We start from the raw sequence: 26556 nt of genomic DNA, 5'->3' as shown, positions 1-26556 counted from the left end.
TTCACCGTGCTGCTGCTGCCGTACTCGCTCCTGGGACCGTTCGCCGGCGCGCTGCTGGACCGCTGGGACCGGCGGCGGGTGCTGGTCGGGGCGAACCTGCTGCGCGGCGCGCTGATCCTGGTCTGCGCGGTGGGCGTGGCGGCCGGCGTCAACGGCGGGCTGTTGCTGATCCTCGCCCTGCTCGCGGTCGGGGTCAGCCGGTTCGTGCTGTCTGGTTTGTCGGCTTCGCTGCCGCACGTGGTGCCGGTCCGCAACCTGGTCGAGGCCAACGCCATGGCGACCACGCTGGGCGCGCTGATCGCCGTGTTCGGCGGGATCTGCGCGGTCGGCCTGCGCGCGCTGTGGGGGGCGGGGAACCTGGGCTCCGGGCTGACCACCGGCGTGGCCGCGGTCGGCTCGGTGGCCGCCGCCGCCTTCGCGGTGCGGTTCGCCCGCGGCGCGCTCGGCCCGGACCACGTCGACGAGCCGGCGACGGCCGTGCTCGCCGTGGCCCGCGGCCTGTTCGACGGCGGCCGGGCGGCCTTCCGCACGCCGACCGTGGCCGCCGGCTTCATCGCCCTGTTCGCCCACCGGGCCGCGGTGGGCATCTCGTTGCTGCTCACCGTGCTGCTGATGCGGTACAGCTTCACCGACCTGGGGCCCCTGCGGGCCGGCATGGCCGGGTTGGCCGAGATCTTCGCGGCCGGCGGGCTCGGCATCCTGGTCGCCGGGCTGACCACGGCCCGGGTGGTGGAGCGGTTCGGCCGGCGCCGGTCGATGGCCGCGGCGCTGCTGCTGGCCGCGGCGGCGCAGTTGGGCCTGGGCCTGCCGATGACGCTGCCCACCGTGCTGCTGGCCACCTTCGTGATCATCTACGCCGGTCAGGTGGTCAAGCTCTGCGTGGACGCCGCGGTGCAGCGCGACATCGGCGACGAGACCCGCGGCCGGGTGTTCGCGCTCTACGACACGCTGTTCAACATCACCCAGGTGCTGGCCGTGACGCTGGCCGCCACGGTGGTCCCGACGGACGGGCGCTCGACCGCGCTGATCCTGGTGGCCACCGCGCTCTACCTGGTCGGGCTGGCCGGTTTCGCCCTGGTCAGCCGCCGGCACCCGGGACACTGACGCCGCGCTCGGCGGCCCAGCGCAGCAGTTCGGCCACGGCCTCGTCGTGCTCGAGGGGGCCGCGGTCCAGCCGCAGTTCCTTGAGGTGGCTCCAGGCCTGACCGACCAGCGGGCCGGGCGGGATCCCGAGCAGCCGCATGATCTCGTTGCCGTCCAGGTCGGGCCGGACCCGGGCGAGGTCCTCCTCGGCGGCGATCCGCTCGATCCGTTCCTCGAGCTCGTCGTAGGTGCGCTGCAGCGCCATGGCCTTGCGCCGGTTGCGGGTGGTGCAGTCGGCCCGGACCAGCTTGTTCAGCCGGGGCAGCAGGTCACCGGCGTCGGTGACGTAGCGCCGCACCGCCGAGTCGGTCCACTCGCCGCGGCCGTAGCCGTGGAACCGCAGGTGCAGGTAGACCAGCTTGGCCACGTCCTCGACGATCTCCTTGGCGTAGCGCAGCGCACGCAGCCGCTTGCGGGCGAGCTTGGCGCCGACCACCTCGTGGTGGTGGAAGCTCACCCCGCCGCCGGGGATGTGCCGGCGGGTGTCCGGCTTGCCGACGTCGTGCAGCAACGCGGCCAGGCGCAGCACCAGGTCCGGGCCGGCGCCCGGCTCCTCGAGCGCGATGGCCTGGTCGAGCACAACCAGCGAGTGCTGGTAGACGTCCTTGTGTTGATGATGTTCGTCGATCTCCAGCCGCATCGCCGGTACCTCGGGCAGCACGTGGTCGGCCAGCCCGGAGTCGACCAGCAGCTCCACGCCGGTCCGGGCGTTGTCGCCGCAGAGCAGCTTGGACAGCTCCACCTGGACCCGTTCCACGGTCACCCGGGTGATCTGCGCGCTCATCGCCTTCATCGCGGTCAGCACCCGGGGAGCGGGGCGCAGGCCGAGCTGGCTGACGAACCGGGCGGCCCGCATCAGCCGCAGCGGGTCGTCGGCGAAGGACTCCTCCGGCGCGGCCGGCGTGTCCAGCCGGCCCTCGCCGAGCGCGCTCGCTCCGCCGTACGGGTCGATGAATTGCTTTGTCGACAAGTCGACCGCCATCGCGTTGACCGTGAAGTCCCGGCGGACCAGGTCCTCCTCGATCGAGTCGCCGAAGCGCACCTCCGGGTTGCGCGTCACGCGGTCGTAGCTGTCCGCCCGGAACGTGGTGACCTCGCAGGTGACCCCGTGCTTGCTGGCGCCGACCGTGCCGAACGCGATCCCGATGTCCCACACCGCGTCGGTCCACTCGGACAGGATCCGCAGCACCTCCGGCGGCCGGGCGTCGGTGGTGAAGTCGAGATCGGTGCCCAGGCGGCCGAGCAGCGCGTCCCGGACGCTGCCGCCGACCAGGTAGAGCCGGTGGCCGGCGGTGGTGAACCGGGCAGCCAGCTCCTCGGCGATCGGCGAGATCCGCAAGAGTTCTTCCACCGTGCGTGGGCGGGACAGGGAACTGGACATGACAATCGAGCCTATCCGGCCGGTCGCGTGGATTACCCCGCTACCTCCGGCGACGGCCCCCCGGCGCGTGGTGACACTACGATCGCGGACATGCCCACCTCGTCCGGCCGCTCTCGCGGCGCGCGCTCCGGGCGCCGCGGCCGGCGGCGCGGCCGGCGCGTCGCCGCCGTCGACGAGACCTCGGCGGGTGGCGTCGTGCTGGACGCTGACCAGGCGAACGTCGCCCTGATTGGCCGGTTGGACCGGCGTGGCCGGCTGCTCTGGTCGCTGCCCAAGGGGCACATCGAGGAGGGCGAGACGCCCGAGCAGACGGCGGTGCGCGAGGTGGCCGAGGAGACCGGCATCTCCAGCCGGGTGCTGCAGCCGCTGGGCGCCATCGACTACTGGTTCGTCGCCGACAACCGGCGGGTGCACAAGACCGTGCACCACTTCCTCATGCAGGCCACGGCGGGCGAGCTGTCCGACGCGGACGTCGAGGTCACCGAGGTCGCCTGGGTCGCCCTGGACGAGCTGGACGAGCGCCTGGCCTACGCGGACGAGCGCCGTCTGGTGCGCAAGGCCCGGGAGCTGTTGAGCGGGCAGGAGGACTCGGCATGATCAGGATCACAGTGGTGGCCCTGGTCGCAGCCGTCCTGGGGTTGTTCGCCCCGGGCGCGCTCGCCACCGCGCAACCAGGGGTGCCGGAGTCGCCGAGCCGGATGCGGCTCGAGGTCGACACGCTCACCCCCCGCGTGATCACCGCCACCACCCCATCGGTCACCGTCACCGGCCGGGTGACCAACACCGGCGACCGGCGGATCAACGACATCCGCGTGCAGTTGCAGCGCGGCGAGGCCCTCGACTCCGAACAGGCACTGCTCGCCGGGCGCAGCCAGCAGGGCGACCCGGTGGCCCGCTCGCCGTTCGTCGCGGTCAGCGGCGGTCTCGACCCCGGCCAGAGCGCTCCGGTCACGGTCACCGTCCCGGTCGGCGGCAGCGAGACCTCCCTGCGCATCGACAGCCCCGGCGTGTACCCGCTGCTGGTCAACGTCAACGGCCAGCCGGAGTACAGCGGCCGCGCCCGGCTGGCGGCGGAGCCGGTGCTGCTGCCGGCGCTGTCGGTCCCGGGCACCGGCGGAGCGAACGCCCCCGGCGTGCCGGCCGGCGGTCCCACCCCGGTGACCGTGCTGTGGCCGCTGATCGACGACTATCCCCGGCAGGTGCGCGCCGCCGACGGGCTGCCGGCGCTGACCGACGACGGGCTGGCCGACTCCCTGGCCCCCGGCGGCCGGCTCTACGGGCTGCTGAACACGGTGACCGACGTGGTGGCCCAGAACCCCGAGTTGCTCACCGCGCTGTGCTTCGCCGTCGATCCGGACCTGCTGGAGACCGTGCAGCTGATGGCGGCCGGCTACCGGGTCCGGTCCGGGGGGAGCCTGGCGGCCGGAAAGGGCACCGCGGCCGCCGTCGCCTGGCTGGCCACCCTGCGCTCGCTCACCCGTGACCAGTGCGTGATCGCCGTGCCCTACGCCGACGCGGACCTGGTCGCGCTGTCCCGGGTGGGCGCCGTCGACCTGGAGCGGCTGGCCACCGGCAGCTCGGCGATCGTGGCGGCGGCACTCAAGCCGACCACCCCGCTGCCCGGCGTGCTCTGGCCGGCCGCCGGTGCGCTGGACCAGCGCACCCTGCAGGACATCGGCAGCGACGCGCCGACCACGGTGCTGGCCGACCCGGCGCGGCTGCGCAACCGGCAGGGCGAGCAGCCCTACACGGTCGGCGAGGCCAACGCGCGGGCCCTGACCACCGACCCGCTGGTGTCCGGCTTCCTCGACGACGCCACCCCGGACCGGGCGCTGGCCGTGCAGAACGGGGTGTCCGCGCTGGCCTACCGGGTCGCCTTCGCACCCGGCACCGGGCGGTTGCTGATCGCGCCGCCGCGCCGCTGGGCCGCACCGGCGGGCGAGCTCGCGGTGTTCCTGAGCACGCTGCGGGACGTGGTCGAGGCCGGGTTCGCCGTGCCCGGCCCGTTGCCGCAGGCGGTCGCCGCCGCGCCACGCGGCAGCGCGGTCGGGTTCAACTACAGCGGCGACGACCGCGGCTCCGAGATCGCCGGGACGGCCACCGCCGAGATGGTCCGGGTCAACGCCGCGCAGCGGGATCTGCACGACGCCATGGGCATCGACGACACCGCCCTGGTGGACCCGGAAACCCTGGTCGCACCGCTGCACTACGGGCTGCTGCGGGCCGCCTCGACCGCCTGGCGTGGCCGCCCGGAGCAGGCCGAGGCCGCGGTCGCCGAGGTGGCGAACCAACTCGCCGCGCTGCGCGCCCAGGTCACCGTGTCCGACCCGGGCCGGCCGCTGACCCTGGCCTCCGGCAACAGCCCGATCCCGGTGGTGCTCAGCAACACCATGCCGGTCGCGATCAGGGTCCGGATCCGGCTCGCGGACACCCCGGGCCTGCGCCCCCAGCCGATCGAAGACGTGCTGATCCCGGCACACGGCGCACGCACCAGGTTGCTGGCCACCGAGGTCACGCGCTCCGGCCGGTTCACCGTGGACGTCTCGCTGGCCACGCCGGGCGGCACCCCGCTCGGCACCACCGCCCGGTTCGAGATGACCTCCACCGCCTACGGCAAGGTCACCCTGATCGTCACGATCACCGCGGCGGTCGCGCTGTTCCTGCTGGCCGGCCTGCGGACCTACCGCCGGGTCCGGGCGGCCCGGATCGCCCGGGACGGTGCCGGCTGAGCCAGACACCCACCAGGGCGCCCCGCACTGCACAATCTCTTCCCGTGACCCCCGGCAACACCCGTGCCCGGCCGGCCGCGCCGTCGCTCGCCCGCGCCACCGGTTCGCTGGCGATCGCCACGCTGACCAGCCGGATCACCGGGTTCGGCTGGAAGGTCGTGCTGGCCTGGGTGGTCGGCTTCAGCGTGGTCAACGACTCGTTCACGATCGCGTCGAACTTCCCCACGATCATCAACGAGCTGCTCATCGGCGGCGTGCTGACCAGCGTGGTGGTGCCGCTGCTGGTGCGGTCGCAGAAGGAGGACGCGGACGGCGGCGAGGCGTACACCCAGCGGCTGCTGACCGTCGGGCTGGCCGTGCTCACCGCCGGCACGGTGGTCGCCATCGCGTGCGCGCCGCTGCTCACCGCCGTCTACACCACCGAGGCCACCTCCAACACGGCGCTGACCACCGCGTTCACCTATCTGATGTTGCCGGCGATCGTGTTCCTCGGGATGAGCGCGATGCTGATGGCGGTGCTCAACGCCCGCCAGCGGTTCGCCGCGGCCGGCTGGGCGCCGGTGCTCAACAACGTGGTCATGTTCCTGATGATCGGGCTGTACGCGGTGCTGCCCGGTGAGATCTCGCTCGACCCGGTCCGGATGGGCGAGGCCAAGCTGCTGGTCCTGGGCATCGGCCTGCCGCTCGGGCTGGCCTCCCAGCTGCTGGTGCTGGTGCCGGCGCTGCGCCGCACCGGGTTCCGGTTCCGCGCCCGGTGGGGCTGGGACCGCCGGCTGGCCGAGTTCGGCGGGCTGGCCGCCTGGGTGATCGGCTACACGCTGCTCGGCCAGGTGGGGCTCTCGGCGATCACGAACGCGGCCACCGCCGGCGCACCGGGCGGGCCGGCGATCTACGCCACCACCTGGCTGCTGCTGCAGTTCCCGTACGGCGTGATCGGTGTCTCGCTGCTCACCGTGATCATGCCCCGGATGAGCGCGGCGGCCGCGGACGGGGACCACCGCGCCGTGATCGACCACCTCGCCACCGGCAGCCGGCTGAGCATCGTGATGCTCGGGCCGCTCTGCGCGCTGATGACGGTGCTCGGTCCGCAGATCGGTGTCGCGCTGTTCTCGATCGGCAACTCCGGCGCCGACGCCACCCGGCTCGGCCTGGCCATCACCGCCGCCGCGTTCGGCGTGCTGCCCTACGCGATCGTGATGCTGCAGCTTCGGGTGTTCTACGCGATGAAGGACGCCCGCACCCCGACCGTGATCATGCTGATCATGACCGCGGTCAAGGTGCCGCTGTCCTACCTGTGTCCGCACGTGCTCGACCCGCGCGCGGTGGTCTACGGGCTGACCTTCGTCAACTCCGTGACGTTCCTGGTCGGGGTGCTGGTCGGCGACCTGTGGCTGCGCCGCCGGCTGGGCCGGCTGGGCACCCGGCAGGTGCTGCGCACGCTGGTCAAGACGATGGTCGCGGCCACCTGGGGGGCCGGCGCCGCGCTGGGCATCGCCCGGCTGCTCGCCGCCGTGCTCGGACCGGACTCGGCGGCCGCGGCCTGGCTCGCGCTGGTGTTCGGCACGCTGATCGGCGGGATCGTCACCTTCGGGTTGATGCGGTTACTGCGAGTCCGGGAGACGGCCGCGGTTGCCGAGCGAGTCACCCGCCTGGTGCGACGCGGATGACCTTTCCGGGCGTCCGACGCTCGGGGCCGTGTTCACGTAGGCTCGTGACCAACGCGAAACCACGGAGAGTGTGGTGACCACGAGGCGCACCGAGTTCCCCGGCGGCGAGGCAACGCCGCAGGTGCCGGCAGCCGACGGGTTCCTCGGACCGGGGGCCGTAGTCGGCGCCGGCCGTTACCGCCTGCTCGCACAGTTCGGTGCGGACGAGCGGGTGTCCGCCGCGCTGTGGCGGGCCCGGGACGGGCAGTTGCGCCGGGACGTGGCACTGACCCTGCTGGTGGGCGACGCAGGCGACCAGCCGGCCGCGACCGCCGCCCGGCGCACCCTGGACCGGGCCGCGCACGCCGCTCGGATCGGCCACCCCGGCATGGCCCGGGTGCTCGACGTGCTCAACGTCGGCAGCGGGGTCAACCCGGACGAGGGCTTGCTCGGCATGATCGTCGCCGACTGGTCGAACGGCACCGACCTGCTCGACCTGGTCGCCGAACGGCCGCTGCCGGCGGCCACCGCGGCCCGGCTGCTCGAGCCCCTGGCGGCCGCGGTCGAGGTCGCCCACCGCGCCGGACTGGTGCTCGGCGTCGACCACCCGCAGCGGATCCGGGTCACCCCGGAAGGACCGCTGCGCCTGGCGTTCCCCGGACCGCTGCCGGACGCCACCCTGCGCGACGACATCAAGGGTCTCGGCGCGATCCTCTATCTCCTGCTCACCGGAACCTGGCCGCTGCCGGACGGGCCGGCCACCGTGCCGAGGGCGCCGCTCGGGCCGGGCGGGCTGCCGGTGCCGCCGGGCATGCTGCGCCTGCAGGTTCCCGAGGAGTTGTCGCTCGCGGCGATCCGCAGCCTGGAGGACACCTCCGTGGGCGGCATCCGGACCAGCGCCACGCTGATCGGCGTGCTCGACCGGGTCACCGCGCATGACCAGCCGACCGAACTGATCAACCGGATCGACGACGGGTACGACCGGACCGACGACGGCGACACGACCGTCTGGACCACCCGGCCGCCCGCCCGGGATCCGGGCCGGACCCGCAAGCTGGTGATCGGGGTGAGCGCGCTCGGGTTGGCCACGCTGGGCGTGCTGATCTGGATCGGCACGCTGCTGGTCGGCTTCTTCAGCGACGACTCCACCACCGCGGGCGGGCCGACCGTGGTGGCCACCCAGCCGGCCGGTCCGAACGGCGGGCCCAACGAGGCGCCCCAGCCGGCCGGGCCGATCCAGCCGGCGGCGCTGAACGTCTACAACGTCAAGGGCGACCCGGACAACGCCAACCGGGCCAAGAGCGCGGTCGACGGCAACCAGCGCACCGCCTGGAAGACCTCGAAGTACAAGCAGCAGTTCCCGGTGTTCAAGCCGGGCATCGGGCTGATCGCCGCGTTCGCCGAGCCGCTGAAGTTCGCCTCGGTCTCGATCGACTCGCCCAGCGCAGGCACCAAGGTCGAGATCCGCACCGCGCCCACGGACAAGCCGCAGCTCGCGGACACCAAGGTGATCGGCGAGGCGACGCTGGGCGCCGGCCGCACCGAGATCCCACTGAACAACGCGGAGCCCACCCAGTTCGTCATCATCTGGATCACCCAGCTGGGCGATGGCAACGTCTCGGAAATCGCCGAAGTGGGGTTCGTCCGCGCCGGGTGACCGCCCGGTCACGCCTGCGGTGAGGGTTCGTCCAGTCCCGCTATTCTCAGTCCGTGACCGCCCCAGCCAGCTCGGACGCCGCTCTGATCGCGGCCCACGCAGCAGGCGACCCGCACGCCTTCGCCGAGCTGGTGCGCCGGCACCGGGACCGGATGTGGGCGGTGGCCCTGCGCACGCTGCGCGATCCGGAGGAGGCCTCGGACGCGCTCCAGGAGGCGTTCATCTCAGCCTTCCGCGCGGCCAGCTCGTTCCGGGCCGAGTCACAGGTCACCACCTGGCTGCACCGCATCGTGGTCAACGCCTGCCTGGACCGGGTGCGCCGCCGGCAGGCCCGGCCGACCGTGCCGCTGCCGGAGACGGGGCCGGGGGAGCCGGTCACGCCCCGGGACGCCATGTCCGACCGGGAGACCCGGCTGGTGGTCCAGCGTGCGCTGGCCGAGCTGTCCGACGACCAGCGGGTGCCGATCCTGCTGGTGGACGTCGAGGGATACTCGGTGGCCGAGACCGCCGCGCTGCTCGGGATCGCCGAGGGAACGGTCAAGAGCCGCTGTGCCCGTGGCCGGGCCAAGTTGGCCAAAGTTCTGGGACATCTGCGGAACCCCGATGCAGATGCGAACGTCCGAGGTGACGCTGTTGAAGGGCGATCCACGCCGGCCAGGCGGCACTGGGAGGGACGATGACCGACGACGCCAGGAGCCCGCTCGGGCCACCGTGGTCTGTCGACGTCCTCGCTGACCTGCACGCCGGTGTGCTGGATCCGGAGCAGTCCGCGCGGCTGTGGCCCGCGGTCAACGCCGATCCCGAGGCTCGGGCCGTGCTGGCGGCCCTGGACAGCGTCAAGGTCGGACTGGGCCGGCTGGGCGCCGCTCCGGTCGAGCCGATGCCCGCACACTTCGCCGCCCGGTTGGACGCCGCGCTGGCCGCCGAGGCCGCCCGGACCCGTCCCGTGTCCCGGCCGGAGGCGCCCGCCCCGGTGACCGACCTGGCGCAGGCGCGCAGGCGGCGCAACCGCGGACTGGGCTGGGCGGCCGGGGTGCTCACCGCAGCCGCTGCCGCCGTCGCGGTGACCGTGACGCTGTTCTCGCCTGCGGACGAGACCGGAAACCCGGTCGCGGCGGGCCCCCAGGGACAGAACAGCTCCGACGCTGCCAAGCCGCCGCTGCAGGTGAACCGCACCGACCTCTCCGCCGCCATCGGCGGGGTCAGCGCCGAGCGTGACTACGGCCCGCTGAAGAACCAGTCGGGCCTCGAGCAGTGCCTGCAGGCCAACAAGGTCGACCCGGCGAAGACCGAGGTGCTCGGGGTGCGCCAGGTCAACCTGGAGGGCAAGCCCGGCATCATGGTCCTGCTCAGCACGGGTGAAGCGGGCCGGCTGCGGGTACTCATCGTCGAACCGACGTGTGACGCGGACAACCCGGCGAAGCTGGTCGACACCCCGCTACCGTCGCGCTGAACGACCACTCGGAGTGCGGCCGGTCACGCCCGGGCACGGAACAACCGACACCTACGATCGTGTTGACACCGTTGCATGCCGCACTTGACGGAGGGCAGATGTCCCAGGACGCCAACGAGATCCGCAACCTGATCATTGTCGGGTCCGGTCCGGCCGGTTACACGGCCGCGGTGTACGCGGCCCGGGCCCAGCTCGATCCGCTGGTGTTCGAGGGAACCCAGTACGGCGGCGCCCTGATGACCACCACCGAGGTGGAGAACTACCCCGGCTTCCGCGACGGCATCATGGGTCCCGAGCTGATGGAGCAGATGCGCGCGCAGGCCGAGCGGTTCGGCGCGGACCTGCGCAGCCAGGACGTCGAGGCGCTGGACCTGGCCGGCCCGGTCAAGTACGTGACCGTGGGCGGCGAGCGGTTCGCGGCCCGGTCGGTGGTGCTCGCGATGGGCGCCGCGGCCCGGTACCTGAACGTGCCCGGTGAGCAGCAGCTGCTCGGCCACGGGGTGTCCGCGTGCGCGACGTGCGACGGCTTCTTCTTCCGGAACCAGGACATCGTGGTGGTCGGCGGGGGCGACTCGGCGATGGAGGAGGCCACCTTCCTGACCAAGTTCGCCCGGTCGGTGACGATCGTGCACCGGCGGGCGGAGTTCCGCGCTTCGAAGATCATGCTGGAGCGCGCCCGGGACAACGAGAAGATCCGCTGGATGCTCAACTCGGCGGTGGTCGAGGTGCTCGGCGAGGGATCGGTACGCGGCATCCGGGTGCGCGACACGGTCACCGGCGAGGAGACCGAACACCCGGTGACCGGCGTGTTCGTGGCGATCGGTCACGACCCGCGCAGCGCGCTGGTGCGCGACCAGGTGGACACCGACGCCGACGGCTACGTGCTGACCTATCCGGACCGCGGCGGAAGCAGCTACACCAACCTCGACGGCGTGTTCGCCGCGGGCGACCTGGTGGACCGCACCTACCGGCAGGCGATCACCGCCGCCGGCACCGGCTGCGCGGCCTCCATCGACGCCGAACGCTGGCTGGCCGAGCACGGCACGACCGACGCGGCGGAGCGCGCCGCGGAACTCGTCGGTGGCGGCTACGCCCCGACCCAGCAATGACCAGTCCCGACCGAACCGAAAAGGAGACGCCATGGGCGCAAACACCGTCGTCGTGACCGACAGCTCGTTCGCCGCCGACGTCCTGAACAGCGAGAAGCTGGTGCTCGTCGACTTCTGGGCGACCTGGTGCGGTCCGTGCCGGATGGTCGCCCCGGTACTCGAGGAGATCGCCGCCGAGCACCCCGACACGCTCACCGTGGCCAAGCTGGACATCGACCAGAACCCCGGGACGGCCCGTGACTACCAGGTCATGTCGATTCCGACGCTGATCCTGTTCAAGGGCGGCGAGCCGGTGAAGCAGATCGTGGGCGCGAAGCCGAAGGCGGCCCTGCTCAACGACCTGGCCGACTATCTCGGCTGAGCGGCAACCTCGACCGGGGGTTCGCGCGTCCCTCTTGCGGGTGAGACCCAGAAGTGTGTGCGGTGCGTCACCGGGTAGCCATACCGACGTGACCCTGCGAGCCCGGTCCCAACCGGCAAGGCACAATAGGACGACGTCAACCGCGCCGGCTTCCCGAGTCGGTGCCATGAGCCGAGCGAGGGTGCATGCGCGTACTGCGCCGCGGTGATGGGGGACCAGCCGTTGCCGAGGTACGGTCGACACTCGCGGCAATCGGTCTGTTACCGCAGCCCAACGGTTCCGGAAGCAACGGCTCGGGCCAGCTCTTCGACGAGGCGGTCGAGCAGGCCGTACGGGCCTTCCAGCAGCAGCGCGGGCTGATCACCGACGGCGTGGTCGGCCCGACGACGTACCGGGCGCTGCGCGACGCGACCTACCAACTCGGCGCCCGGCCGCTTGCCTACCTGGTGTCCGCCCCGGTCAGCGGGGACGACGTGCTGCACCTGCAGGTCCGGCTGCTGGAGCTCGGCTACGACGCCGGGCGCCCGAACGGGGTGTTCGGCGCGCAGACCGAGGTGGCCCTGCGTAGCTTCCAGCGGGACTGGGGGATCACCGTCGACGGCATCTGCGGCGCCGAGACCGTGCGCTCCCTGCGCCAGCTCTCGCCGCGGGCCAGCGGGGGCCGCCCGGTGCTGCTGCGCGAGCAGGAGCGGGTCCGCCGGGCCGGGCCACGGCTGCGCGGCAAGCGGATCGTCATCGACCCCGGCCATGGCGGTACCGACCCCGGCGTGTGCGTCGCCGGGGTGCGCGAGGCCGACCTCCTCTGGGACCTGGCCCGGCGGCTGGAGGGCCGCATGATGGCCACCGGCATGGAGGCCCTGCTCTCCCGCGGCCAGGACACCTGCCCGGACGAGAGCGAGCGGGCGCACTTCGCCAACGACGAGGGTGCCGACCTGTTCCTGTCGCTGCACTGCGACGCCAACTCCTCGCCGCTGGCCCAGGGGGTGGCGAGCTTCCACTTCGGCACGGTGCACGGCACCACCTCGACGCTCGGCGAGACGATGGCCGGGTTCATCCAGCGCGAGCTCGCGGTGCGGACCGGGATGCTGGACTGCCGCACCCACCCCAAGACCTGGGACATCCTGCGGTTGACCCGCTGCCCAGCGGTCCGGGTCGAGATCGGCTACCTGACCAACACCGAGGACCGCGAGCGACTGGTCGACCCGTCGTTCCGGGACGTGGTCGCCGAGGGCATCCTGATCGCCGTCAAGCGGCTCTACCTGCTCGGCGTGGGCGACCAGCCGACCGGCACGTTCACCTTCGCCGACGTGCTCGCGCACGAACTGGTCGGCAAGGCCGAGTAGAGCCAGCTAGCGCTGCAGGGCCGGCGAGGCCGTGCTCACCGTCACCGAGCCGAGCAGCTGGGCCAGCGCCGCCTCCACGTCTTCCTTCCAGGACAGCGCGGTGCGCAGCTCGAGGCGCAGCCGGGGCCAGCGGGCGTGCGTCCGCACGGTCTTGAACCCGACGCTGAGCAGGAAATCGGCCGGCACGACGCAGGACCGGTCGGTCTCGTCCGGTTTGGCGTCGCCGAACGCCTCGATGGCCTTCACCCCGCGCCGGGTGAGGTCCTTGGCCACGGCCTGCACCAGCATCCGGCCCAGCCCGCCGTTGCGGAACTCGGGCAGCACGTGGAACCCGGTGAGCACGACGGCGTCCGGGCTGACCGGCGAGGTGGGAAAGGCCGACGCGCGCGGCACCGCGTTCGGCGGGGCGTAGAGCACGAACCCGACCGGGAGCTTGTCGCTGTACACGATGCGGCCGCAGGAACCCCACTCCAGCAGCACGCTGGAGACCCAGGCCTCCTTCTCGAGCTCGGTGGTGCCGAACTCCTCGGCCTGCTCGCGCAGATGCGGTGCGAGCTCCCAGTAGACACACGCGCGACAGTGCTTCGGCAGATCGTCGAGGTTGTCCAGCGTGACGCCGACGACGCGTCGCGACACCTGACCTCCCCGAGCAGATTGCTGACCGCGCGCGGCAACCAGGACGCGCACGCATGCCCCCGACAGGATAAGCCGGTCGGAGCTGAACCGGAACTACCCGGAGGCGTATACCGCGTCCGGCTAGACTCGTGCTCACTGACCAGCACATTCGCGACGGAGCCGGCATGAGCATATCCGGCCAACCACCCGAACGGGTGGGGGCACGCAGTCTTGATCCGCACCTGCACCGGTACGCGGCCCGAGCTGCTGGCATGACCGCCTCCGAGGTCCGGGCCCTGTTCGCGGTGGCCAGCCGGCCCGAGGTGGTGTCCCTGGCCGGCGGCATGCCCAACCTGACGGCCCTGCCGCTGGACTCGATCGCCGCCGAGGTGGCGGGGGTGGTCAGCCGGGACGGCCTGGTCGCGCTGCAGTACGGCTCCGCGCACGGCCTGCCGGAACTGCGCGAGCAGATCTGCGAGGTGATGGCGCTGGAGGGGGTGTCCGGCCATCCGGACGACCTGGTGGTCACGGTCGGCTCGCAGATGGGGCTGGACATGGTCACCCGGATCTTCTGCGACCCCGGCGACGTGGTGCTGGCCGAAGGCCCCTCCTACGTCGGCGCGCTCGGCACGTTCGCCGCCTACCAGGCCGACGTGGTGCACGTGGGCATGGACGAGGAGGGCATCGTCCCGGAGGCGCTGCGCGCGGCGCTGGCCGCCGCCGAGGCCGCCCGGCGGCGGGTGAAGTTCCTCTACACGATCCCGAACTTCCACAACCCGGCCGGCCTCACGCTGGCGGTCCGCCGGCGGGCCGAGGTGCTCGACATCTGCGCCCGGCACGGCGTGCTGGTGGTCGAGGACAACCCGTACGGGCTGCTCGGCTTCGACGGCCAGACCTACCCCGCGCTGCGCTCGATGGACGCCGACAACGTGGTGTACCTGGGCTCGTTCTCCAAGACCTTCGCGGCCGGGCTGCGGGTCGGGTGGGTGCTCGCCCCGCATGCGGTGCGGGAGAAGCTGGTCCTGGCCGCCGAGTCGGCCACGCTGTGTCCGCCGACGCTCAACCAGATGATCGTCTCGCGGTACCTGGCCACGCACGACTGGCGCGGACAGATCAAGTCCTTCCAGCAGGCCTACCGGGAGCGCCGGGACGCGATGCTCGACGGGCTCGAGCAGCACATGCCCGACGGGTGCACCTGGACCAGGCCGGAGGGTGGCTTCTTCGTCTGGATGACGGTGCCCGAAGGCGTGGACACCAAGGCCATGCTGCCCCGAGCGGTGACCGCCCGGGTGGCCTACGTGTCCGGCACCGGCTTCTACGCCGACGGGCTGGGCAGCCGCCAGCTTCGGCTGTCGTTCTGCTACCCGACTCCCGAACGCATCCGGGAGGGGGTTCGCCGGCTGGCCACGGTGCTCGCCGAGGAGTTGGACCTGTATGCCACTTTCGGACCGGTCGCGTTGCGAACCGGGACGGGGCCTCAGGTTCCGTCGCCCGACACCGCGTAAATCCATTGTGGACGTCCTCATCGGACTGGCCGGTGCGGACTGCTGAGGAGTACTGAGTGTCCGATCGTTCTGTAACCGTGCTCGCCGGTGGGCTGACCCACGAGCGGGACGTGTCCCTGCGGTCCGGGCGGCGGCTGTCCGCGGCGCTGCGCTCGGTCGGAGTGTCGGTCGAGGAGTGGGACGCCGACGCCGCGCTGATCGCGCGCCTGCAACGCGAGCGGCCGGATGCCGTGATCATCGCGCTGCACGGCGACCAGGGCGAGGGCGGCTCGATCCAGACCGTGCTCGAACTGCTCGACGTGCCGTACGTGGGCAGCGACTCGCACGCCTGCCGGCGGGCCTGGGACAAACCGACCGCCAAGGCCGAACTGGCCCGGTCGGGTCTGGCCACTCCGGACTGGGTGGTGCTGCCGCACAGCACGTTCCGGGAGTTGGGTGCCCAGGCGGTGCTGACCGCGATGGTCGACCGGCTCGGCCTGCCGATGATGCTCAAGCCGGACCAGGGCGGTTCGGCGCTCGGCGCCCAGGTGGTGCGCGACGCCGCCGACCTGCCGGCCGCCATGGTTGACTGCCTGGCCTACGGCAACACGGTGCTGGCCGAGCGGTTCGTGGCGGGCGTCGAGGTGGCGGTCACCGTGATCGAGGACGAGAGCGGACCGGTGGCGCTGCCGGCGGTGGAGATCGTGCCGGAGAGCGGGGTGTACGACTACACCTCGCGCTACACCGCCGGGCTGACCGACTTCCACACCCCGGCGCGGCTGGACGACCGGTCCGCCGCCGCGGTCGCCGACCTGGCCGTGTCCGCCCACCGGCTACTCGGCCTGCGCGACGTCTCCCGGACCGATGCGATCGTCGCCCCGGACGGTGCCGCCTACTTCCTGGAGGTCAACTCCTCGCCCGGCCTCACCGAGACATCGCTGCTGCCGATGGCGAGCGAGGCCGCCGGGCGCTCACTCGGCGACATCTACGCCGCGCTGGTCGAGCGGGCCATCGCCCGGGCACGCTGACCGGCATCGTCACCGTGACGGAACGACCCGGGGTGATGGGACCACCCCGGGACGATCTTGTTTCGGTCATTTTTGCGACATCAGGCCGACGATTCGCTCCAGATCCTCGACGGAGCCGAACTCCACCACGATCCGGCCCTTGCGCTTGCCCAGTTCGACCTTGACCCGGGTATCGAAGGTGTCGGACAGCCGTTCGGCGACGTCCTGCAGCCCGGGCGCCTGCATCGGCTTGCGGGCCGATGGCTTGGGCCGGGCGGCCGGCGCGTTCTTGGCGAGGGTCACGGCCTCCTCGGTGGCCCGCACGGACAGCCCTTCCGCCACGATCCGGGCCGCGAGCTCCTCCTGCTGATCCGGCTCGTCGAGCGCGAGCAGGGCCCGGGCATGTCCGGCGGACAGCACGCCGGCGGCCACCCGGCGCTGCACCGGCAGCGGCAGCTTGAGCAGCCGAATGGTGTTGGTGATCACCGGCCGGCTCCGGCCGATCCGGTCGGCGAGCTGTTCGTGGGTCACGCTGAACTCGGCGAGCAGCTGCTGGTACGCGGCCGCCTCCTCGAGCGGGTTGAGCTGCACCCGGTGGATGTTCTCCAGCAGGGCGTCGCGCAACATCGCGTCGTCCGCGGTCTGCCGCACGATGGCCGGGATCGTCGCCAGGTCGGCGCGCTGGGCGGCACGCAGCCGGCGTTCGCCCATCACCAGCTCGTAGCTGCCCCCGCCGAGCTCCCGAACCACGATCGGCTGCATCAGCCCGAACTCGCGGATGGAGTGCTCGAGCTCGGCCAGCGCATCCTCGTCGAACACCTGACGCGGCTGCTTCGGGTTGGGCTTGACCGACCCGGTCGGCACCTCGCGGTACACCGCGCCGGCCACCGTGCCGCCCGGTTGCGGCGCCTCGGCCGCCCGCCCCGGACTCGGCAGCCGGACCACTCCGGGGGCGCCGTCGCCACTCGGGATCAGGGCGGCCAGACCGCGACCGAGCCCACCAGCCTTGCGCTCACTCACTGGTGGCCTCCTGGGCGGCGCCACGCTCGGCGATCTCGCGGGCGGCGTCGAGGTAGCACATCGCGCCCCGGGAACCGGGGTCGTAGGTGAGGACGGTCTGCCCGAAGCCAGGCGCCTCGGACACCTTGACGCTGCGGGGGATGACGGTCTTCAGCACGGTGTCACCGAAATGGCGACGCACCTCGGCGGTCACCTGGTCGGCGAGCTTGGTCCGGCCGTCGTACATGGTGAGCAGGATGGTGGACACCCACAGGCCCTGGTTGAGGTGGTTCTGCACCAACTCGATGTTGTTCAGCAGTTGGCTCAGCCCCTCCAGCGCGTAGTACTCGCACTGGATCGGGATGAACACCTCCTCGGCCGCCACCATGGCGTTCACGGTGAGCAGGCCGAGCGAGGGCGGGCAGTCGATGAAGACGTAGTCCGGCCGGATGTTGTCCAGAACCTGGTCGGTCAGCGCCTCCTTGAGCCGCGTCTCCCGTGCGGTCATGGCGACCAGTTCGATCTCCGCGCCGGCCAGGTCGATGGTGGCCGGGACGCAGTAGAGGTTCTCCGACTGGTCACTGACCACGGCGGCGTCGGCGAGCGACACCTCGCCGATCAGCGCCTCGTACACGGACGGCGTGCCGGAGCGGTGCTCGACGCCGAGCGCGGTGCTGGCGTTGCCCTGCGGGTCGAGGTCGACCACGAGCACCTTCAGTCCTCGCATGGCCATCGCCGCCGCGAGGTTGACCGCGCTGGTCGTCTTACCGACGCCGCCCTTCTGGTTGGCCACGGTGAGCACGCGCCGGCGGTTCGGCTTGGGGAACGGCTCGTCCGGGTGCAGCACCCGGGTCGCTCGCTCGGCCTCCTCGGCGATCGGGGTCCAGCCGGTCATCGGAAGCACCTCCCTCGCGCCGGGACGCGTTTCACGTGAAACATGCTTACTACCGGTCCTTCCTGATTCGCCGGGCCCGGGGCCCACCGACCTTCTCCACGATCACGACCGTCGTCGGATCGCGCATGACGTTCGCGCCACAGCTGGTGATCTTCGGTTCGCCGCCGCCCAGTCGCGCCACCGGCTCCCGATCACGAGTCACCTCGTCCGCCGCACTCGCCCCCTTCATGGCCAGCAGGCAGCCACCGGTGTCCAGCAGCGGAAGCGCCCACTCACACAGTTTCGCCAACGGAGCCACCGCCCGCGCGACAACGAACTCGGTTCCGGCGAGTTGCCGCCGAATGGCCGGCTCCTCGGCGCGACCGCGGACGACGGTCACCCCCAACTCAAGGGTCGTGGCGACGTACTCGAGCCATTCAACCCTACGTGCCATGGGCTCCAGAAGAGTGATCGTCAGATCCGGCGCGGCCAGCGCCAGCGGCACACCGGGCAGCCCGGCGCCGGACCCCAGATCCACCACTCGGCCGGTCCGGGGGAGTAGTTCGCCGAGGACCGCGGAGTTGAGCAGGTGCCGGTCCCAGAGCCGTTCGACCTCGCGTGGCCCGATCAGGCCTCGTTGGACGCCGTGCTCGGCGAGCAGTGCGGCGTACCGCTCCGCCCGCGCCAGACCGCCGCCGAACACGTCCCGCGCGCCCGGTGGTGCCACCTCCGTCATTCGCCCACCCATCGACGTTTCACGTGAAACCGAAATCGGGGGTCATTCTGTCCGACGCCGGGAACGCGCTCGCACACCCCTCGCCGCCCGCCACGTTTCACGTGAAACGCAACAGGCGCGGCCCGCCGAAGCGGACCGCGCCTGTCGGTCGTTCTCGTGACTCAGGACTGCGGGAACACCACCACACGGCGCCGGGGGTCCTCGCCCTCACTCTCGCTGTGCACTCCCTTGAGCGTGGCGACCGCGTCGTGAACCACCTTGCGTTCGAACGGGGTCATCGGCTGCAACCGGATCCGCTCGCCGCTCGCCAGCACCTTCTCCGCCGTCGCCCGGCCGAGGTCACTGAGCTCGCGCCGGCGGTCGGCCCGCCATCCCGCGATGTCCAGCATCAGCCGGCTGCGAGCCCCGGTCTCCTGCTGAACCGCCAACCGGGTCAACTCCTGCAGCGCCTCCAGCACGTTGCCCCGCGGACCGACCAGCTTCTCCAGGTCCTCGCCACCGTCGATGCTCACCACCGCACGGCCGGCCTCGACGTCGAGATCGATGTCGCCGTCGTAGTCGAGCAGGTCGAGCAGACGCTCCAGGTAGTCACCCGCGATGTCGCCCTCCCGGACCAGAAAGTCCTCCGCGGCACCGCCGCCGTCTTCCTCGTCGGGCTCCACTTCACCGTCTGCGTCGACCTCGCCCGCCGGCGCCGTCACCTCGACGTCCGACTCCTCCTGCACCGTTTCCGGCACGACACTCTCCTCTCCAGGCCGGCGCGCCCTAGCGGTTCTTCCGGCCTGACCTCTTACTGCGGGACTGGTCTGTGATCAGACCGGGAATCTCGGTGCCGCCGTCGGACGGCTTGCTGTTGGTCGGCTTGGGGTTGGCCGGCCGCTTGGCGCCCGCCGGTTTGCCGGCCGTGGGCTTGCTCGCCGGCTTGGCCGCGGCTCCAGCGCTCTTGCCCCCAGTCCCGTTGCCCTCGGCGCCCGCGCCGTCCGGCTCGGCCGCGCCATCGGCGGCCGGCTCTTCAGCGGTGGTGTCGGTCGCCGGCTTGGCGGTGACCGGTCGCTTCTTGGCCTGGGTCGGCTTGGCCCCGGGCTTCGGTCCGAGCGAGGCACGCTTCTCGGCAGCCGCGGTCTTCTTCTCCTCTTCCTCGCGGTCGATCCGCTTGTAGACGATCCGCTGCTGCATCAGCGTCCAACTGTTGTTGGCCAACCAGTAGATGAGCAGACCGATCGGGAAGAAGAAGCCGAACACCAGCACGCCGAGCGGGAACATGTACAGCATCAGCTTGTTCATGATCGCGGTCTGCGGGGTCGCCGCGTCCGGGTTCTGCCGTTCGATCGAGTGCCGCGCGGTCAGGTGGGTCAGCGCGCTCGCCAGGATCATCAGCGGGATCGCGACGGCGATCACGCCGGCCCGGGTGACCCCGAACGCGGTCAGTTGCTCGATCGGCTGGGTGATGAAGTTCGACAGGCCGGCCAGGCCGAACAGCTTCGCGTCGATGTAGGACTGCACGCCCTGGGCGTCGAAGAAGTAGTTCTCCGTCTGCCCGGGCTTGAACGAGTTCAGCACGTGGAACAGGCCGATGAACACCGGGATCTGGATCAGCATCGGCAGGCAGCCGCCGAGCGGGCTGAACCCGTGCTCGCGCTGCAGCTTCTGCATCTCCTGCGCCTGGCGCTGGCGGTCGTTCGCGTACTTCTTCTGCAGCTTCTTGATCTCCGGCGCGAACTGCTGCATCTGCCGCATCGAGCGGACCTGCTTCACGAACGGCTTGAACATGATCGCCCGCAGCGTGAAGACCAGGAACATGATGGACAGCGCCCAGGTGATGCCGTTGTCCGCACCGAACACGTGTCCGAAAACCCAGTGCCAACACCACAGGATGAACGACACGGGGTAGTAGATGAAATCGAGCACGAGCTACTCCTCGGCAGCGGGACGGTGAGCCGGGTCCGGCTCGTTGGAACGGTGGCGGGTGCGCCGGGGTGGGACCGGGTCCCACCCTCCACGGTGCCACGGACCGCAGCGCAGCAACCGGCGAACGGTCAGCCAGGTGCCACGCAGCGCGCCATGGGTGGTGAGCGCCTCAAGCGCATAGGTGCTGCAGCTCGGCTCGAACCGGCAGCTGGGCGGCAGCACGGGAGAGATCCAGGTGCGGTACCAGCGGACCGCGACCAGCAGCGCGCGGGCCAGCGGACCGGGACGGGCGGGCTCGACCGCGGGCCGGCCGGCTGCGACCCGCTCGACGATCCCCGACCTTTTCACACGCCACCGCCATCGCTGCTCGGCGTCAGCCGCAACCGGCGCAGTGCGGCGTCCAGATCCTGCCGAAACTCGGCACTGGAGGCATCCGCTGCCGAGGGCAACGCTCGCACGATCAACGCGCTTCCCGGGGGGAGAGTTCCGAGCCGGTCCCGCACGACGTGCCGGAGCCGGCGGGCCACCCGGTGCCGGGTCACCGAGTTGCCGACGGCCTTGCTGACCACGAAACCGGCCCGCGGGCCGGCTTGCGCGGGCCCGGCCGAGGAGCCGGGCAGCAGGGCGTGCACCACGATCCGCGGACCACCGACCCGGCGACCCTGGCGGGTCACCAGCCGGAAGTCCTGACTGCGGGTCAGCCGCGCGGCCGCGGGAAGCATCGGGTGCGACCTCTGCCTGCGCCCGGCGCCGGATCAGGCCGAGAGGCGGTCGCGGCCCTTGCGTCGGCGTGCCGCGAGGATGGCGCGGCCGGCCCGAGTCCGCATGCGCAGGCGGAAACCATGGGTCCTCGCCCGGCGGCGATTATTCGGCTGGAAGGTGCGCTTGCTCACGGTCGAATCTCCCGGTGCTGGGCTAACCAAAGCGGGTGCGTCAGTTAGAGGTACGGTTCCGTCCGGTGGGCACGCGAAACACGCCCACCGGTCACGGGGACCATATGAGGTTACGCACCCCGGTCAGCGCAGCCAAATCGGGGTCCACCGGGGACGGACCGTAAGGCCAGAATCACTCGATGGGTACCGCCTGGCGACACGCCGACCACGTTCGGATGTTTGCCTACCGTCGCGTCTTGTGGCATAGCTCGACCCTTGTTAGCGTGCGGGCTCTTGGTTAGCCAGATGGGAGTGGGAGTCCCCGCTGCGCGCCTGAAGTAGGTTTGAACCTCCGCCGCCGGTTCAGCGCACTTTCGTGCACAGTTGTGGACAACTCTGTGGATGCCGCGTTGGCATCCGGTCCGCGCGTGTCGAAACTGGAGGCCCGAATGGTGCGACTCGCCTCGGGGGTGAGTCGTGGGGGACGTGCCCCCGCACGGGCTCGAGCCGGGGGGAGGGGAGCCACCAGGTGACCGATCATCAGCTGAACCTGGGTGTGGTCTGGGAACAGGTGGTGCGGGAGCTGTCCGCCGGCACGCTGTCCCCCCAGCAGCGCGCCTGGATGCGGGTCACCCGGCCGATCGGTCTGCTGGACAGCACCGCGTTGCTGGCCGCACCGAGCGACTTCGCCAAGGACGCGATCGAGCGGGCGTTGCGCGAGCCGATCACCGACGCGCTGTCCCGCCGGTTGGGCCGGGCGGTCTCGCTCGCGGTCAAGGTGGAACCGGTCACGCCGCAGGCGCCTGCCGGGCCACGGTCCAACGGCGCCGGACCGCTCGAACCATCCGGGCCCGAGCGGCCCGAACTCTCCGCGTCCGCGCTTTCCCTTGGCACCGACACGGAATCCGAGTTCGACGCGACCGACGAGGTGGACGAGGAGAGCGAGGCCCTCGCCACCGTGCACGAGATCTGGCCGACGTTCACCGGATCGCAGAGCAGTCCCGGCCAGCCGTTCACCGCGCCCGCGCAACCACAGACCTCCAAGACCCGGCTCAACGAGAAGTACACGTTCGACACGTTCGTCATCGGCGCGTCCAACCGGTTCGCGCACGCCGCCGCGGTCGCGGTGGCCGAGGCGCCCGCGCGGGCCTACAACCCGCTGTTCATCTGGGGCGAGTCGGGGCTGGGCAAAACCCATCTGCTGCACGCGGTCGGCCACTACGCGCAACGGCTCTTCCCCGGCATGCGGGTGCGCTACGTGTCCACAGAGGAATTCACCAACGACTTCATCAACTCGTTGCGCGACGACCGCAAGGTCGCCTTCCAGCGGCGCTACCGGGACATCGACATCCTGCTGGTCGACGACATCCAGTTCCTGGAAGGCAAGGAAGGCACCCAGGAGGAGTTCTTCCATACCTTCAACACCCTGCACAACGCGAACAAGCAGATCGTGGTCTCCTCCGACCGGCCGCCGAAACGCCTTGAGACGCTGGAGGACCGGCTGCGCACCCGGTTCGAGTGGGGTCTGATCACCGACATCCAGCCGCCCGAACTGGAGACCCGGATCGCCATCCTGCGCAAGAAAGCCGCGCAGGACCGGCTGGCCGCGCCGGCCGAGGTGCTGGAGTTCATCGCCGCCCGGATCGAGCACAACATCCGCGAGTTGGAGGGCGCGCTGATCCGGGTGACCGCGTTCGCCTCGCTCAACCAGCAACCCGTCGACCTCGGGCTCGCCGAGATCGTGCTGCGGGACCTGATTCCGGACTCACAGGTGCCGGAGATCAGTGCTGCCACGATCATGGCGGTCACCGCCGAGTACTTCGGCGTCACGATCGACGACCTGTGCGGTCCGGGCAAGACCAAGGCCCTCGCCCAGGCCCGGCAGATCTCCATGTACCTGTGCCGCGAGCTGACCGACCTGTCGCTGCCCAAGATCGGGCAGACGTTCGGCGGCCGCGACCACACCACGGTCATGCACGCGGACAAGAAGATCCGCAAGGAAATGGCCGAGCGGCGCCGGATCTACGAACAGGTCCAGGAGCTCACCTCGCGCATCAAGCAGCGCGCTCGCGGCTGAAAACCGTTGCGTACGGCCACATTTCCGCAACCTTCGCGGATGTCTTTGCATCTGCACTCTGTGTAAGACCTGGGCATGAACCCACCCACAGCTGGGGATCGCCCTGTGGACAACTCGCCCGCGTTGTGGAACGACCGCGCCGGGTCGCCGAACCATCCACCGCCCCGGCGATCTGTCCACCGCCGGAGCACCCCGCCCGTCCACACCCCGCCGACCGGTCCGACCTGCGCGGCCGATGGGCTGTCCACACAACCCACAACACCTACTGGTACTGCTGTTTAGTTCTTTTCACAAGAACAAAGAACAAAGATCAGGGCTGGGCCGACCCGGCTGGAGCCGGCCCGGCCGAGGGTGTTGAATCGCTGCGGCGAGTGCCAAGCAACCCCACTCCAGCAACCCGTTCGGCCGAGCGTTTCGGCATGTCCGGCACCGGCTACGGTTGACGTTCCACTGCGTAGGTGTCTCGGGTCTACCCGCCAGCGCGGCGTCCAACCCGAGCGAGGAAGGACTCCCATGAAGATCCGCGTCGAGCGCGACGGTCTCGCCGACGCCGTCGCCTGGGTCGCGCGCAGCCTGCCGTCCCGCCCGCCGGTTCCGGTCCTCGGCGGCATCCTCATCGACGCCGGCGGCTCGGACGCCCTGACCATCTCCGGATTCGACTACGAGGTCTCGGCCACGGTCGGCGTTGCCGCGACGATCGCCGACGGCGGCCGCACGCTGGTCTCCGGCCGGTTGCTGGCCGAGATCACCCGCGCCCTGCCGGCCCAGCCGGTGGAGATCTCCGTCGACGGCGCCCGGGTGGTGATCTCCTGTGGCAACGCCCGGTTCAGCCTGCCGACGATGCCGGTCGAGGACTACCCGCAGCTGCCCGCGATGCCGCCGCACGCCGGGCAACTCGCCGGCGAGGTGTTCGGGCAGGCGGTCGGCCAGGTGGCCGTCGCCGCCGGCCGCGACGACACCCTGCCGATGCTCACCGGCGTCCGGCTGGAGATCAACGGCGACAAGCTGACCATGGTGGCCACCGACCGGTTCCGGTTGGCGCTGCGCGAGTTCGACTGGCAGCCCGACGCCAGCCTGGCCGACGCCGGCGAGGTCGCCGTGCTGGTCCCGGCCCGGACCCTGGCCGAGGCGGCCAAGTCGCTGGGCACCGCGGGCAGCACCGTCGAGCTGGCGCTGGCACCCGGCGACGGGCTGCTCGGCCTGTCCGGCTCCGGCCGGCGCACGACCACGCGGCTGCTGGACGCGGAGTTCCCGCGCTACCGCCAGCTGCTGCCCAACGAGCAGACCTCGGCCGCGGTCGTGGAGGTCGCCCCGTTCCTCGAGGCGATCAAGCGCGTGTCGTTGGTGGCCGAGCGGGGAACCCAGGTGCGACTGGAGTTCGCCGACGGTGGCCTACGGCTGTCCGCAGGCGGCGAGGACGAGGGCAGCGCGGAGGAGGAGCTGGCGGTCGGGTACACCGGCGACCCGGTGACCATCGCGTTCAACCCGGGCTTCCTGCAGGAGGGGCTCGGAGCCCTGCACGCCGAGCGGGCGCAGCTGTCGTTCACCACGCCCAACCGGCCGGCCCTGATCAAGGGTGTGGACGCCGAGGGCGAGGTCATCGCCGGCTACCTGTACCTGCTGATGCCGGTCCGCCTGCCCGGCTGAGAGGAGAGGAGTCGCTGTGCAGCTGGGACTGGTCGGACTCGGCCGGATGGGCTTCAACATGCGGGAGCGGCTGCGCCGGGCCGGCCACGAGGTGGTCGGTTACGACCGCAACCCGGAGGTCAGCGACAGCGCGTCGCTTCAGGATCTGGTCGGCAAGCTGACCGCCCCTCGGGTGATCTGGGTGATGGTGCCGTCCGGGGCGCCGACCCGGGAGACCGTCGCCGAGCTCGGGGGTTACCTCTCCCGGGGGGATCTGGTCATCGACGGCGGCAACTCCCGGCACACCGACGACCGGATCAACGCCGACCTGCTCGCCGAGCACGGCGTGCACTATCTGGACTGCGGCGTGTCCGGCGGGGTGTGGGGTCTGGAGAACGGCTACGGCCTGATGGTCGGCGGCGAGGCCGAGCAGGTGGAGCGGGCCATGCCGGTCTTCGACGCGCTGCGCCCGGCCGGACCGCGCGAGGAGGGGTTCGCCCACGCCGGCGGGGTCGGCGCCGGGCACTTCGCCAAGATGGTGCACAACGGCATCGAGTATGGCCTGATGCAGGCCTACGCCGAGGGCTACGAGCTGCTGGTCGCGGCCCGGATGGTGACCGACGTGCCGGCCGTGCTCAAGGCCTGGACCCGGGGCACGGTGGTCCGATCCTGGCTGCTGGACCTGCTGGTCAAGGCGCTGGAGGAGGATGCCGACCTGACCGGGATCACCGGGTGGGTGGAGGACTCCGGCGAAGGGCGCTGGACGGTCGAGGACGCCATCAACCACGCGGTGCCGATCCCGGTGATCTCCTCGGCGCTGTTCGCCCGGTTCGCCTCCCGCCAGGAGGACTCGCCGGCGATGAAGGCGGTCGCGGCGTTACGCGCCCAGTTCGGCGGACATGCGGTGCACCGGGCCGGGCCGACCTCCGGCACCGGCAGCACCCGGTAGCCGCACCTCTTATGTATGTGCGGCACCTGCAGGTCGCCGACTTCCGGTCGTGGGAGCGGGCCGAGCTGGAGTTTCAACCGGGTGCGTCGGTGCTGGTCGGACCGAACGGCCAGGGCAAGACCAACCTGATCGAGGCGCTCGGTTACGTGGCCACGCTGGGCTCGCACCGGGTGGCGACCGACGCGCCGCTGATCCGGCAGGGCGCCGCCGCCGCGATCGTGCGCACCACCGTGGTCAACGCCGGGCGGGAGCTGACCGTCGAGCTGGAGATCACGCCCGGGAAGTCCAACCGGGCCCGGGTCAACCGCGGTCCGGTGCCCCGGCCGCGCGACGTGCTCGGGATCCTGCGCACGGTCCTGTTCGCTCCGGAGGACCTGGCGCTGGTCCGGGGTGACCCGGGTGAGCGGCGCCGGTTCCTCGACGAGCTGCTGGTGCTGCGCGCGCCTCGGTTCGCCGGGGTCCGGGCCGACTACGAGCGGGTGCTGCGCCAGCGCAACGCCCTGCTCAAGACCTCGGGCGCGGCGCGGCGGGCCGGCTCCCGGGGCGACATCTCCACGCTGGACGTGTGGGACGGTCACCTGGCCGCG

26 protein-coding genes are annotated in these 26556 nt (G+C 71.5%); 16 read left to right on the top strand and 10 right to left on the bottom strand.

The features are described from left to right. The coding region (locus VFO68_RS00660) for an MFS transporter (RefSeq protein WP_325156127.1) at positions 1-1104 on the top strand (1104 nt) is incomplete at its 5' end. Here the strand turns inward: VFO68_RS00660 and VFO68_RS00655 are convergent. Next, positions 1079-2524 (bottom strand): CCA tRNA nucleotidyltransferase, encoded by a 1446-nt coding sequence (locus tag VFO68_RS00655; RefSeq protein ID WP_325156126.1) that lies wholly within the window; start codon positions 2522-2524, stop codon positions 1079-1081. The genes VFO68_RS00660 and VFO68_RS00655 overlap by 26 nt on opposite strands. Before the next feature lie 90 nt (positions 2525-2614). On the opposite strand from VFO68_RS00655, the gene VFO68_RS00650 reads away from it, so the two are divergent. The 9 genes from VFO68_RS00650 to VFO68_RS00610 all read left to right on the top strand — a co-directional run bounded on the left by VFO68_RS00650 (position 2615) and on the right by VFO68_RS00610 (position 12822). After that, positions 2615-3121 carry an NUDIX hydrolase gene (locus VFO68_RS00650; RefSeq protein ID WP_325156125.1) on the top strand — a complete coding sequence of 169 codons (507 nt, stop codon included), beginning with the start codon at positions 2615-2617 and terminating at the stop codon, positions 3119-3121. Further along, entirely contained in the window at positions 3118-5253 is a 2136-nt protein-coding gene (locus VFO68_RS00645) for a DUF6049 family protein (protein ID WP_325156124.1), read from the top strand. Before VFO68_RS00650 ends, VFO68_RS00645 begins: the two co-directional genes overlap by 4 nt. Before the next feature lie 44 nt (positions 5254-5297). Beyond that, positions 5298-6920, top strand: coding sequence for a murein biosynthesis integral membrane protein MurJ (gene murJ, locus VFO68_RS00640; RefSeq protein WP_325156123.1), 1623 nt, complete (start codon positions 5298-5300; stop codon positions 6918-6920). A 73-nt stretch (positions 6921-6993) separates the two neighbouring features. Then, positions 6994-8556 (top strand): protein kinase family protein, encoded by a 1563-nt coding sequence (locus VFO68_RS00635; RefSeq protein ID WP_414635442.1) that lies wholly within the window; start codon positions 6994-6996, stop codon positions 8554-8556. 53 nt (positions 8557-8609) lie between these two features. After that, the gene (gene sigM, locus VFO68_RS00630; RefSeq protein ID WP_325156122.1) at positions 8610-9236 is read left to right on the top strand and encodes an RNA polymerase sigma factor SigM; all 627 of its coding nucleotides are present in this window, start codon (positions 8610-8612) and stop codon (positions 9234-9236) included. Next, positions 9233-10009: a hypothetical protein gene (locus VFO68_RS00625; protein ID WP_325156121.1), complete on the top strand. Its 777-nt coding sequence runs from the start codon at positions 9233-9235 to the stop codon at positions 10007-10009. The genes sigM and VFO68_RS00625 overlap by 4 nt, the downstream gene beginning before the upstream one ends. Positions 10010-10107: 98 nt before the next feature. Then, entirely contained in the window at positions 10108-11118 is a 1011-nt protein-coding gene (trxB, locus tag VFO68_RS00620) for a thioredoxin-disulfide reductase (RefSeq protein WP_325156120.1), read from the top strand. Positions 11119-11149: 31 nt separating this feature from the next. After that, positions 11150-11479 carry a thioredoxin gene (gene trxA / locus VFO68_RS00615; protein WP_325156119.1) on the top strand — a complete coding sequence of 110 codons (330 nt, stop codon included), beginning with the start codon at positions 11150-11152 and terminating at the stop codon, positions 11477-11479. A 185-nt stretch (positions 11480-11664) separates the two neighbouring features. Further along, entirely contained in the window at positions 11665-12822 is a 1158-nt protein-coding gene (locus VFO68_RS00610; RefSeq protein ID WP_325156118.1) for an N-acetylmuramoyl-L-alanine amidase, read from the top strand. Between the two features lie 6 nt (positions 12823-12828). Here VFO68_RS00610 and VFO68_RS00605 read toward each other — a convergent pair whose 3' ends face one another. Next, positions 12829-13458: a GNAT family N-acetyltransferase gene (locus VFO68_RS00605; RefSeq protein WP_325156117.1), complete on the bottom strand. Its 630-nt coding sequence runs from the start codon at positions 13456-13458 to the stop codon at positions 12829-12831. Between the two features lie 164 nt (positions 13459-13622). Here VFO68_RS00605 and VFO68_RS00600 point away from each other — a divergent pair, with 164 nt between their 5' ends. Next, positions 13623-14942, top strand: a complete 1320-nt coding sequence (locus tag VFO68_RS00600; RefSeq protein ID WP_325156116.1) for a PLP-dependent aminotransferase family protein — start codon at positions 13623-13625, stop codon at positions 14940-14942. Between the two features lie 56 nt (positions 14943-14998). Then, entirely contained in the window at positions 14999-15949 is a 951-nt protein-coding gene (locus VFO68_RS00595) for a D-alanine--D-alanine ligase (protein ID WP_325156115.1), read from the top strand. Between the two features lie 66 nt (positions 15950-16015). Here VFO68_RS00595 and VFO68_RS00590 read toward each other — a convergent pair whose 3' ends face one another. The 8 genes from VFO68_RS00590 to rpmH all read right to left on the bottom strand — a co-directional run bounded on the left by VFO68_RS00590 (position 16016) and on the right by rpmH (position 21338). Further along, complete coding sequence (locus tag VFO68_RS00590) at positions 16016-16948, bottom strand: ParB/RepB/Spo0J family partition protein (RefSeq protein WP_325156114.1); 933 nt, start codon at positions 16946-16948, stop codon at positions 16016-16018. After that, positions 16941-17822: an AAA family ATPase gene (locus tag VFO68_RS00585; protein ID WP_325156113.1), complete on the bottom strand. Its 882-nt coding sequence runs from the start codon at positions 17820-17822 to the stop codon at positions 16941-16943. Before VFO68_RS00585 ends, VFO68_RS00590 begins: the two co-directional genes overlap by 8 nt. Before the next feature lie 49 nt (positions 17823-17871). Next, on the bottom strand, positions 17872-18537 hold the full coding sequence (gene rsmG / locus VFO68_RS00580) for a 16S rRNA (guanine(527)-N(7))-methyltransferase RsmG (RefSeq protein WP_325156112.1): 666 nt from the start codon (positions 18535-18537) through the stop codon (positions 17872-17874). 161 nt (positions 18538-18698) lie between these two features. Beyond that, the gene (locus VFO68_RS00575; protein ID WP_414635443.1) at positions 18699-19199 is read right to left on the bottom strand and encodes a protein jag; all 501 of its coding nucleotides are present in this window, start codon (positions 19197-19199) and stop codon (positions 18699-18701) included. Between the two features lie 103 nt (positions 19200-19302). Then, positions 19303-20445: a membrane protein insertase YidC gene (yidC, locus tag VFO68_RS00570; protein WP_325156110.1), complete on the bottom strand. Its 1143-nt coding sequence runs from the start codon at positions 20443-20445 to the stop codon at positions 19303-19305. A 3-nt stretch (positions 20446-20448) separates the two neighbouring features. Next, on the bottom strand, positions 20449-20793 hold the full coding sequence (gene yidD, locus VFO68_RS00565; protein ID WP_325156109.1) for a membrane protein insertion efficiency factor YidD: 345 nt from the start codon (positions 20791-20793) through the stop codon (positions 20449-20451). Further along, positions 20790-21167, bottom strand: coding sequence for a ribonuclease P protein component (gene rnpA, locus VFO68_RS00560; protein WP_325156108.1), 378 nt, complete (start codon positions 21165-21167; stop codon positions 20790-20792). The genes yidD and rnpA overlap by 4 nt, the downstream gene beginning before the upstream one ends. 33 nt (positions 21168-21200) lie before the next feature. Further along, positions 21201-21338 carry a 50S ribosomal protein L34 gene (rpmH, locus tag VFO68_RS00555; protein ID WP_325156107.1) on the bottom strand — a complete coding sequence of 46 codons (138 nt, stop codon included), beginning with the start codon at positions 21336-21338 and terminating at the stop codon, positions 21201-21203. Between the two features lie 508 nt (positions 21339-21846). Here rpmH and dnaA point away from each other — a divergent pair. The 4 genes from dnaA to VFO68_RS00535 form a co-directional block, all read left to right on the top strand. Then, positions 21847-23394: a chromosomal replication initiator protein DnaA gene (dnaA, locus tag VFO68_RS00550; protein WP_325156106.1), complete on the top strand. Its 1548-nt coding sequence runs from the start codon at positions 21847-21849 to the stop codon at positions 23392-23394. A 513-nt stretch (positions 23395-23907) separates the two neighbouring features. Continuing rightward, the gene (gene dnaN, locus VFO68_RS00545) at positions 23908-25041 is read left to right on the top strand and encodes a DNA polymerase III subunit beta (RefSeq protein ID WP_325156105.1); all 1134 of its coding nucleotides are present in this window, start codon (positions 23908-23910) and stop codon (positions 25039-25041) included. Between the two features lie 16 nt (positions 25042-25057). After that, complete coding sequence (gene gnd / locus VFO68_RS00540) at positions 25058-25969, top strand: phosphogluconate dehydrogenase (NAD(+)-dependent, decarboxylating) (protein ID WP_325156104.1); 912 nt, start codon at positions 25058-25060, stop codon at positions 25967-25969. An 11-nt stretch (positions 25970-25980) separates the two neighbouring features. After that, the coding region (locus VFO68_RS00535) for an AAA family ATPase (protein WP_325156103.1) at positions 25981-26556 on the top strand (576 nt) is incomplete at its 3' end.

The sequence above is a fragment of the Actinophytocola sp. genome (genome assembly GCF_035712165.1).
GTDB lineage: Bacteria > Actinomycetota > Actinomycetes > Mycobacteriales > Pseudonocardiaceae > DASYTH01.
Note: the sequence above shows the minus strand (reverse complement) of the source record. Positions and strands in the feature narration are given on the sequence as shown.

Excerpts from the sequence above, each read along its gene's own strand:
- VFO68_RS00645 (WP_325156124.1), top strand. The coding sequence starts at position 3,118 with ATGATCAGGATCACAGTGGTGGCCCTGGTCGCAGCCGTCCTGGGGTTG.
- trxB (WP_325156120.1), top strand. The coding sequence starts at position 10,108 with ATGTCCCAGGACGCCAACGAGATCCGCAACCTGATCATTGTCGGGTCC.
- VFO68_RS00650 (WP_325156125.1), top strand. The coding sequence starts at position 2,615 with ATGCCCACCTCGTCCGGCCGCTCTCGCGGCGCGCGCTCCGGGCGCCGC.
- VFO68_RS00625 (WP_325156121.1), top strand. The coding sequence starts at position 9,233 with ATGACCGACGACGCCAGGAGCCCGCTCGGGCCACCGTGGTCTGTCGAC.
- dnaN (WP_325156105.1), top strand. The coding sequence starts at position 23,908 with ATGAAGATCCGCGTCGAGCGCGACGGTCTCGCCGACGCCGTCGCCTGG.
- VFO68_RS00585 (WP_325156113.1), bottom strand. The coding sequence starts at position 17,822 with ATGACCGGCTGGACCCCGATCGCCGAGGAGGCCGAGCGAGCGACCCGG.
- VFO68_RS00610 (WP_325156118.1), top strand. The coding sequence starts at position 11,665 with ATGCGCGTACTGCGCCGCGGTGATGGGGGACCAGCCGTTGCCGAGGTA.
- VFO68_RS00600 (WP_325156116.1), top strand. The coding sequence starts at position 13,623 with ATGAGCATATCCGGCCAACCACCCGAACGGGTGGGGGCACGCAGTCTT.
- rsmG (WP_325156112.1), bottom strand. The coding sequence starts at position 18,537 with ATGACGGAGGTGGCACCACCGGGCGCGCGGGACGTGTTCGGCGGCGGT.
- VFO68_RS00655 (WP_325156126.1), bottom strand. The coding sequence starts at position 2,524 with ATGTCCAGTTCCCTGTCCCGCCCACGCACGGTGGAAGAACTCTTGCGG.
- trxA (WP_325156119.1), top strand. The coding sequence starts at position 11,150 with ATGGGCGCAAACACCGTCGTCGTGACCGACAGCTCGTTCGCCGCCGAC.
- rnpA (WP_325156108.1), bottom strand. The coding sequence starts at position 21,167 with ATGCTTCCCGCGGCCGCGCGGCTGACCCGCAGTCAGGACTTCCGGCTG.